This is a genomic window from Mesorhizobium sp. M4B.F.Ca.ET.089.01.1.1 (genome assembly GCF_004022605.1).
Lineage (GTDB): Bacteria > Pseudomonadota > Alphaproteobacteria > Rhizobiales > Rhizobiaceae > Mesorhizobium > Mesorhizobium abyssinicae.
On record NZ_RZOS01000701.1, the window covers coordinates 1 to 2,017 of the forward strand.

Annotated in this window: 2 protein-coding genes and 1 pseudogene; all 3 read right to left on the minus strand. The window is 68.5% G+C overall.

Translation table 11 applies throughout. From position 1 onward, the window contains the following. A pseudogene (locus tag EN780_RS32880) lies at positions 1-726 on the minus strand (glycosyl hydrolase 108 family protein); the annotation flags it as partial. Positions 727-1,011: 285 nt separating this feature from the next. After that, on the minus strand, positions 1,012-1,587 hold the full coding sequence (locus EN780_RS32885; protein ID WP_245500201.1) for a terminase family protein: 576 nt from the start codon (positions 1,585-1,587) through the stop codon (positions 1,012-1,014). Positions 1,588-1,645: 58 nt separating this feature from the next. Then, positions 1,646-2,002, minus strand: a complete 357-nt coding sequence (locus EN780_RS32890; protein WP_245493556.1) for a hypothetical protein — start codon at positions 2,000-2,002, stop codon at positions 1,646-1,648. Positions 2,003-2,017 lie beyond the last annotated feature (15 nt).

Here is a 2,017-nt window from a genome sequence, read left to right on the forward strand (position 1 = left end):
CGCCTGAAGGTATTTCGCCGCCCTGCCCGGCCCGCTGTTCACGGCAAAGTCGAACACGGCATAGTCGAGGCCGGCGGGGAGTTCGGCGCCGGCGACGGCATCCCAGTAGAAGCGGCGATAGAGGCGAAATTCCTCGAACCAGTCGAGCAGCGTCGAAAACACCTTGAAGCGGCCGGACTGCATGCGGTCGAGCATCTCCATCAGCCCGGCCTCGACCGAGACCGAGCCGTCGGCGAAGCGGGCGTGGTTGCCGAGCATGTTCAGGCCGTGCGCGGCGTATTGCCTGGCGAGCGCGGTGCCTGCGCCTTCCAGCGTCTCGCGGCGGCCGTCGCGCGGCCATGCCCATGGCAGCCATTCGCCCCAGGGTTTCAGGGCGAGCGCCTGCATCGCCGGTGTCTGCTGCGAGGCGCGCGCCGCCTTGGTGACGTAGACGACATCGGCCTCGCTGTCCCAGGCGAGCTCGACCGCGGCCGAGGGATGGTCCCAGCCGAAATCGAGCGCGCCGATGCGCGGCCACCAGCGCGGCAGCCGGAACGGCTCGCAGGCGATCATCTCCTCCGGCACCGGAAAGATGCGGCCCGAGCCCAGCACCGGAACGCCCTTCGCCCGCGCCTCGCGCTCATGCTCGGGATAGGCGGCGATGATCGCCGCGCGCTCGGCCGGCGTGTAGTGCTCGGCGTCGTCGATGGTCATGAAGGTGACGTGTCGGGACATGGCGGTCCTTTCCCTTCTCCCCTTGTGGCATTGGCGCCCGCCGGCCAAGCTGCCAATCTCCCCCCTCGTGGGGGAGATGTCCGGCAGGACAGAGGGGGGCGTGAAGGAACTCGACTTGCGGAACTGCGGAACTTTCCGCCATTCGAACCGTCGAAAGGGTGGAGGGAGGCACCTTGAGAGGCTGGCGGGACAGCGCCCCCCTCTGCCCTGCCGGGCATCTCCCCCACAAGGGGGGAGATTATGCGCTCCGCGGCCTTCGCCAACCTCCAATGCCGATAGAGGGGGTAGCGAAAACGCCTACTTGAGACGTTGCTCGCCCATCTCCCCCGCATTCAAAAACCGCAACACCACATCGCTCATCCCCAAGAGCGGCGTGAACGTCACGATGGTGATGCCGCCTGTCGCGTTGGTGCGCGTCAGGCCCTCGCTATAGATGTCCAGCGGCGGCTCCTCGTCGAACCAGACGCCGTGCAGCGTCTCGCCCTGCCATTTCTCGCGGCCCTTTTCGTAGCTCTTGAAGGAGAGCACGCTTTCGCCGGCCTGGACGTCGCCGCCGCCGCCCCAACGCACGACGACGCTGTCCAGCGCCCCCGGTGCGCCCCGTCCCATCACGGTATGGGCGATCGCGTCGGCGGGGATCATGCCGGTGCCCCAGTCGGCCTGCTGCTGCGGCGGGCCGATGAGCACGCGCTGCGGGTTGTCGCGCGTTCCCTCGCCGGTGACGCCGGCGGCCCAAAGCCGCACGGCCGTGTCGAACACCTTGCCACGCCACCAGTCCGGATAGCGTCCGGTGAGATGCACCGCCCATTCGGCGCCGCCTGCCCTGGTCTTGCCGAGCTGGTTGCCGGCCATGAACAGGCGCTCGCGGTTCAAGGCGCCCGCGGCATGGAACTCCGCCTGCCTGGGATACGGCCGGTAGGCGGCCAAAAGGTTAGCGCGGCGGCGGCGCTCCAGCTCCGTCAGCAGCGCCAGGTACTGCGTCCCCGAGGAACGGCCTGACGATCGCTTCGAGGGCGCGGATGCGGGCGCGGATCTGCTCATCGCTCAGCGTGTCCAGAGTGTTGGCATCGGGGTCCTTCGGGCCGGGCAGCACCGACAGCACGATCTTCAGATACTGGTCCGGCTTTTCCGCCCTGACCTTGGCGATGACCCCGGCGCCATGATCGCGAAAATCCTGGCGCAAAGCGGCGGTGAAATCATCGCCGATGGTTCTTTTCGTCCGCTTCGGGCGGCCAGCAACGCCCGCCGGCTCGCGCGCGCGGCGCGACCGCAACGGCGCATCAGCCATGGGACCCGTCCGGTT

Coding starts and splice junctions, on each gene's coding strand:
- EN780_RS32890 (WP_245493556.1), bottom strand. CDS start 2,002: ATGGCTGATGCGCCGTTGCGGTCGCGCCGCGCGCGCGAGCCGGCGGGC.